At 67.7% G+C, this 6,823-nt stretch carries 6 protein-coding genes; 3 read left to right on the top strand and 3 right to left on the bottom strand.

Going from position 1 to position 6,823, the window contains the following annotated elements; translation table 11 throughout:
• Window positions 1-792 (bottom strand): hydantoinase/oxoprolinase N-terminal domain-containing protein (locus ACIQ3R_RS13245; protein ID WP_397419247.1); only part of this gene is annotated, 792 nt, incomplete at its 3' end.
• A 63-nt stretch (window positions 793-855) separates the two neighbouring features.
• Here ACIQ3R_RS13245 and ACIQ3R_RS13240 point away from each other — a divergent pair.
• A complete protein-coding gene (locus ACIQ3R_RS13240; protein ID WP_397419249.1) occupies window positions 856-1,545 on the top strand; it encodes a TerB family tellurite resistance protein in 690 nt (229 codons plus the stop codon).
• A 103-nt stretch (window positions 1,546-1,648) separates the two neighbouring features.
• Window positions 1,649-1,897, top strand: coding sequence for a hypothetical protein (locus ACIQ3R_RS13235; protein ID WP_397419245.1), 249 nt, complete (start codon window positions 1,649-1,651; stop codon window positions 1,895-1,897).
• Between the two features lie 6 nt (window positions 1,898-1,903).
• Here ACIQ3R_RS13235 and ACIQ3R_RS13230 read toward each other — a convergent pair whose 3' ends face one another.
• Both ACIQ3R_RS13230 and ACIQ3R_RS13225 read right to left on the bottom strand, forming a co-directional pair.
• Window positions 1,904-2,647: a 2OG-Fe(II) oxygenase gene (locus ACIQ3R_RS13230; RefSeq protein WP_397419243.1), complete on the bottom strand. Its 744-nt coding sequence runs from the start codon at window positions 2,645-2,647 to the stop codon at window positions 1,904-1,906.
• A 104-nt stretch (window positions 2,648-2,751) separates the two neighbouring features.
• A complete protein-coding gene (locus tag ACIQ3R_RS13225) occupies window positions 2,752-5,865 on the bottom strand; it encodes a TonB-dependent receptor domain-containing protein (protein WP_397419241.1) in 3,114 nt (1,037 codons plus the stop codon).
• A 346-nt stretch (window positions 5,866-6,211) separates the two neighbouring features.
• Between ACIQ3R_RS13225 and ACIQ3R_RS13220 the strand changes: the two genes are divergently transcribed.
• Window positions 6,212-6,775: a hypothetical protein gene (locus ACIQ3R_RS13220; RefSeq protein ID WP_397419239.1), complete on the top strand. Its 564-nt coding sequence runs from the start codon at window positions 6,212-6,214 to the stop codon at window positions 6,773-6,775.
• Window positions 6,776-6,823 lie beyond the last annotated feature (48 nt).

The raw sequence follows: 6,823 nt of genomic DNA, 5'->3' as shown, positions 1-6,823 counted from the left end.
GACCACGCCGCCGGCGGGTCCGGAAACCACCGCATCGCGGCCCCGGAACGCTTCGGCCCGAACCAGCCCGCCGGCCGAGGTCATGAACCACAGCGGCGCGCCCGCCACAGCCTGCGAGACCTGGCGCACATAGGCCCTCAAGCCCGGCGTCAGATAGGCGTCCGCCACCGTGGTCTCGGCGCGCGGCAGGAAGCGCGGCAGAGGCGAAACCTCATGGCTGGTCGCCACGAAGCCGAATCCCGCGACCCGAGCGAGTTCAGCCGCCCGCCGCTCGTGATCGGCGTTCAGGTCGGCGTGCAGGAAGGCGATGGCGCAGGCCTCGAAGCCATCGGCCACGGCGGCGCGCAGCGCGTCCGCAAGCGCCCCTTCGTCCAGCGGCGTCACCTCCGCCCCATCTGCGGCCAACCGCTCGTCAGCTTCCACCACGCCGGCATAAAGCGGCGGCGGTCGCACCACATCCAAGGCGAAGAGGTCGGGCCGCGCCTGGTCGCCGATCATCAGCGCGTCGCCGAACCCGCGGGTCGTCACGAACAGGGTCTTGGCGCCGCGTCGCTCAAGCAGGGCGTTGGTGGCCACCGTCGTACCCATGCGGATCGCCTCGACCCGATGGGCCGGAAACGGCGCGCCCGGCGTCGCGTCCAGGATCCGCCGCATCGCCTCCACGGCGGCGTCGGCATAGGCCGCCGAGGCCGAGGGCAGCTTCAGCGAAACCGTCTCGCCGTCGTCCCAGCGGGCGATCACATCGGTGAAGGTGCCGCCCCGGTCGATCGCGAAGGCGCAGCGCCTCTCCAAAACTTAACCTCCCGGCCCGATTGTCACGCTTCCGCCACCAGCCTAATGCAAGCCCTTACCGAAATGAGCTTCTGGCGCAAAATCGCCGGTCTCGCCGTGCGCGGGGTCGATGAAGCAGAGTGCGAACTCTGCCCCCCCGGTCCGCCGGGCGCGGACCCTGCGTTCTCGACGGCGGTCACGGCGCTCGGCGCCAAGCTCGCCAAGGCCGATGGCCTCGCTCAAACCCAGGAATACGCGGCCTTCTCGACGGTCTTCCAGGCGGACGACGGCAGCGAGGGCGCGGTGCGCCGCCTCTATCAGCTCGCACGTCAGACCACGCGCGGCTTCGAGGGTTACGCGCGCCGACTGCGGAAGCGCTACGGCGGGTGTCCGGAACTTCTGGAGGACGTGCTCGACGGCCTGTTCCACATCGCGAGTTCCGACGGCGTGGTGACCGGCGACGAGCTGGCCTATCTTGAGCGCGTGGGCGAGCTCTTCGGGCTCTCGCCGCTGACCGTGCGACGGCTGAAGGCGACCCACCTGGGGGCCGGCGACGACGACCCTTACGTGATCCTGGATGTCCCGGCCGACGCTCCGGACGATGTGGTGCGGAGCGCCTGGCGGGCCCGGCTGTCCGAGGCGCACCCGGACCGGCTGCACGCCCGGGGCCTCCCGGCGGCCTTCATGGAGGTGGCCGAGGCCAAGGCCAGCGCCATCAATGCCGCCTTCAGCCAGATACAGCGTGAACGAAAAGCCCTCGCGGGCGCAATCTGACCCATCTTGCCGAAACGTCATCGAGTTCCCAGTTGACGATCATGCGAGGTGTGTTGTCATGCCTCTGTCGTACGACCACCGACCTGCCCACCCGGGAGCGCCGATGTTCCGCAATGCCGCCGCCTTGATCATCACCACGCTCACCGTGGTCATGGGCGCCGTACTCGCGGTGTTCGCAGCCGCCACCGTGGCGGTGCTGGCCGTGATCGCCAGCGCCTTGCTCGGCTTGGCCGCCCTTACCGCGAGGGCGCGGCGACGTCGGGCCACGGCGCACGCCGACGCCGGTGTGATCGAAGCTCGCCATCTTGGCGGCCATCACTGGGTGGCCTACGGCTGGAACGAGCGGCGCTGATCCGTCCTATCGCGGACGCGCTTCGGCGGTCCGGATCCAGCCCGTGACGGACAATCTTTCGGCCTCAACGTAGCTCGCCACCTGGGTGACGGCATGCGACTGCGGCACCCGGAACAGGTTGAGCGAGTTGAACGTGGGGGTGTAGCCGCCCTCCACGTGCCCATCGTCGTCGTGAAACACCAGCAGACCGCCCCAGTCGGCGCGCCATTCCCGGGTCAGCCCCAGGACAATGGCGAACAGTCGATGCTTGCCGTCGACGTCATCGTCGTGCGCGGTCAGGAAGTCGCCGGCCCGGTAGCGGGTCGCCTGGGCGTCCACATAGGCGCAGGCGGGCTCGCCCGTCACCGCGCGCACCCAGTCGAGGAACGCCTCGCCGTTGAGGAGGTCATAGAGCGCCATCAGCGGCGGCGGCGCGGTCTCGGCCTCCGCGCCGCCCGCCTCCGCGACGTCGCTGATGCGCCAGGTGTCGAACCGGTACTGGAAGCCCTCGCGGGCGCCCCGCCCGACGGCCGCGTCGAGCTCTAAAGCCCGCTCTGGGGGCAGAGCCGCGAGCGCCTCCGGACCCAGATCATAGGGCTTGCCGTTGACGAGCACCGACTGAGTCCAGGCGAGACCGGTCAGCACGTCCGCCAGCGCCTCGGCCGACGGCGAAGTCAGGAAGTCCGGCGCATGCAGTCGTCCGCGCGCGGCGAAGGCGCGCGCCTGCGCGTCGGTCTTCCCGTCCGGCGAAAGCGCGATCCTCAAGCTCACTCGGCGACTCCGTCAGTCGGCGCCGGCCCGCACGCCGACAGTCCGGCAACGAAAAAGGGCGGCGGATCGCTCCGCCGCCCCATCTCTAGAGGATCGTGACGCGCTTAGAAGCGCATCTTCACTTGGCCGAACAGACGGCGGCCGATGATGTCGTAGGTCGACGGGTCGGTGCCCGACTGCACGTTCGGCGCGTAGAGGCGCGGCTGCTGGTCGAGGACGTTGTTGACCCCGATCTTCAGTTCCACGTTGTCCGTCAGGCCGAGCGTGGCGTCGAGATCCCAGTAGAAGGTCGACTTCACGTTCTGGTTCACGCCGGCGGTGCCGAGGAACGTCTCGCCCGGATACTGGGCCAGCTGACGGTTCTGCATCGCGTCGATGAAGCGGACCCGGCTGCCGAGGCTGAAGTCGCTCGTCTCCCAGCCCATCATGCCGATCTTGTCGAACGCCAGACGGGTGTTGAACGTCGCCTTCCAGTCCGGGTAGCTCGAACCGAGGCCGGAGCCGAAGTAGGAGATCGTGCCGGTGTAGTCGGTCGCCGGCAGACCCTGACGGTCGGCCTGCTTGTACTCGAGCACGTGGGTGAGCAGGAGGCTCATGTCCACGCGGCCCATCCAATCCGGCAGGCCCATCCACGCCCAGTCGAAGCCGTAGGCAACCTGGAAGTCGATGCCCGAGGTCTTGACCAGGCCACCATTCTCGAATGGCCACGCCCGGTCCCCAGCCAGCGGCGCCAGCGGGTTGTTGATCGTGGCGTTGGTCAGGCTGCCGCCCGTCCGCTGGATCCCGGCGCAATAGACGTTGGTGTTCGAGTACGTCGGGTTCGCGCCGTTGTAGTTGAAGCACGACGCGATGGCGGTGTTGGTGTCGAACACCAGGATCGGATCCTTGATCTTGATGTTGTAGTAGTCGAGCGACACCGTCAGGCGGTCGGTCCATTGGCCTTCCCACGGCGAATTGAACACGCCGCCGATGGTGAAGGTGTCGGCCTTTTCCGCCGTCAGGTTCTGATTGCCGGCCAGGTTGATGTTGGCCTGCGAACCCGGCGCCGTGTTCGCGCCCGCCGCGCCGACGCCCTGCGCCGTGCAGAGCGCACGGACCTGGGCGTTGGTGGTGAAGGCGTTGGTGAAGGCCGAGCAGGGGTCGAAGATCTGCGGGGCCGAGGCCGAACCGACGAACAGTTCGTTGAAGTTCGGCTCACGGTTCGCGCGCTGGAACGAACCGCGCAGGCGGGCCCAGTCGTTCACGGCCCAGTTGACCTCGGCCTTGTAGGTGAACGAACCGCGCGAGTCGCTGCGGGCGCCGGTGAGCAGGTTTTCGAACTGCGACCAGGAGTAGCGGCCGCCCAGGATCAGCTCGAGGTTTTCGGCGAATTCGACGTCCTTCACGATCGGGATCAGCAGTTCGCCGAACACGTCGGTGAAGTTCGAGGAGCCGGCTTCCGGATTGCCGACGGTGAAGCCGGAGAACGGACCGGGGTTCGAGGTGAAGCGGAGGTTGTACTCCATCTCCCGACGCTCGGCGCCGCCGACCAACTGAACCATGCCCGCGGGAACTTCCATCAGGTCGCCGCGGATGAAGGCCTGACCGACGATCTGCTCGTAACGCTCGACCCGGGTCACGAAGGTGGCCAGGTAGCGGCGGCAGGAGTCGGAGAGCGCGCGGTCACCGAAGAAGTTGTCGTTGACGCAGGCGCCGTTCGAACCAGTGGCGTTTTGCGTCGGATGGGCCAGGACATCGCTCAGGCGCTGGGTGTCGATGTTGCCGCCCTGCGTCCGGGTGATGTCGGTGGTGCCGCGGCTGATGTAGGCCTCGACAGTCCAGTTCTCACCGATCGGGAACGACAGGCCGCCCAGGTACTGGACGACGCGGTTGTCATAGTTGGCCGTCCGGGCGCCGAACGAAAGCGGGCGGAACGCATAGAGCCAGGGCTCCGTCGCGCCGGCGCCGACCAGCAACGGGTCGTCCCCGGTCCGGGCCGCCAGAAGCGTGCGCAGGGCCGCCGGAATGAACGGGTTGGTCACCGGAACGACGAGGTTGTTACCCACCCGCGAACCCGGGGTCACCAGAGCCGAGGACACCTGGTTCGAGGTGGCGGTGCCGATGGCGCCGGTCTGAACGGTCGGGATCGGGGTCGGAGCCAGAGCGGTGATTGCCGTGTACTCGGTGTAGCCGACGTTGGCGAAGACCTTCACCTTGTTCTCGAACTCGTAGTCGATCTTCGACATGAACGAGTAGCGGTCGAGCGGCAGCACGAGCGCGTTCGGGGCATCGAAGTTGTAGCTGTAGAAGTCCGGGAAGAAGCGGGTGTTGACCGCCACGTCGATCGGATAGCGGAAGTTCTGGACCTGCAGGGTCGGGTTGTTGGCGACACCGGCGTAGTACAGCGAACCGTCAAGGTTGAACCCCAGAAGGCCCGAGCCCGAGGACACTGCCGTCGGCGCGACGCCGTAGGTGCCAAACAAAGCCTGAACGGCCGCCAGCGGAATGGCGTTGCCGTTGTTGAAGCGGATGGCGCCGGCCGGCGGGGTGCCCGTGGTCGACGTGGCGAGCGCCGCGAAGGCGCGCTGGCCCTTGCTGACTTCTTCCCGCACCGCGCGGTCAAAACCCAGCACCGCGTTGCCGCGGCCGTCGGCGAAGTTGCCGCCGACGACAGCCGAAAACTGGTATTCGCGCGCGTCAGAATAGTCGGTGGAGTCGCCGTAGGTGGCGCGGATATCGAGGCCTTCGAAGTTCTTCTTCAGCTTCATATTGACGACGCCCGACACGGCGTCGGCGCCGTAGGTCGCGCCCGCGCCGCCGGAGATCACTTCGATGCTTTCGATGAGCGCCTGCGGAATGGTGTTCAGGTCGACGCGGCTCTGGTTGTCCGAGAACATCGGACGGCGGCCATCGACCAGCACCAGGTTGCGGTTGGCGCCGAGACCGCGGAGGTCGACGTTGGACTGACCGGCGTTGCCCGGGTTGTTCGAGCTCGACGTGCCCGCCGGGTTCACTTGCGGCAGGGTGTTGAGGAACGTTTCCAGCGTCACGTCGGCGTTGGCCGTGGTGGCGTCGCCGGTCACGGTGGCGATCGGGCTGGCGGCCACGAAGTCCTGGCGGACGATGCGCGAGCCGGTGACCACGACTTCGGCGACGGAGCCGTCATCCTCGGCCTGGGCCTGAGCGCTGGTGGCGGAAAGCGCGGCGAATGCGGCGCCACAGATCATGGAAGACGCCATCAGGCGCTTCCGGGTGTTCATGAATGTCACGATTTCAGATCCTCCAGCGGGACTGCCACGCGGGCGTCCGCTCCCCAGGTAAAGTCGTCCCGGAACGCAAACGCGATGCCGGTTGGGGGCCTGTTACGAGGGTCCTTGTCCAAGGGTCAACGATCAACGCTATGCGCAACGCAACGATCCTGTGACTGTCGCATTCCGGCCACAGATTTGGCGGGATCGGTAACGCCGCGCATGATGTATCCCGAAATAAGTATCAACGTACCAATTTCGTTGCGTTTCCCGCCGCGATTGCGCCCCCGCCGCGCACCGGGTTCAATGACCACCGGTCCGACCGGAGATTCACCCCATGCGCCTGTTTGTTGTCCTGCTCGCGGGCGTCGCCGCCACCCTGGCCCAAAGCGCCTCTGCGCAAACACCGGAGGAGCCGCCCGCCGTCGTCAAGGCGCTGGGCGCCTGCCGGGCGCTGACCGACAACGCCCAGCGCCTCGCCTGCTACGACGCGGCCGCCGCCAGCCTGGTGCAGGCCGAGGCCAAGGGCGAGATCGTGGTGGTCGACCGCGCCCGCGCCGAGAAGGTGCGTCGCCAGGCGTTCGGCTTCTCGCTCCCCTCGCTGGATATTTTCGACCGTCCGGCCCGTGCGGCTCGGGCCGATGCGCCGGAAAGCGCGCGGACCGAACCACCCCCGCCGCTGGATCGCATCACCACGACGGTCAAGCGGGCCTCGCTTCGCGGCGACGGCAAGTGGGTGTTTGAGCTGGAGGACGGGGCCGTCTGGCTGCAGACCGACACCGAGCCGCTGCGCAAGGGCGCCCGCGCCGGATCGACCATCGAGATCCGCAAGACCGCGATGGGCGGCTACTTCCTCAACGTCGACGGCCAACGCGCCATCCGCGCCAACCGGATCAAGTAGGATCTTACCTCCCCCGCGAAGCGGGGGAGGGGGACCATCGGCCGAGCG

Origin of the sequence: Phenylobacterium sp., assembly GCF_044371015.1 — a bacterium.
Classification (GTDB): Bacteria; Pseudomonadota; Alphaproteobacteria; order Caulobacterales; family Caulobacteraceae; genus Phenylobacterium.
This window is presented reverse-complemented; position numbering and strand designations above follow the sequence as displayed.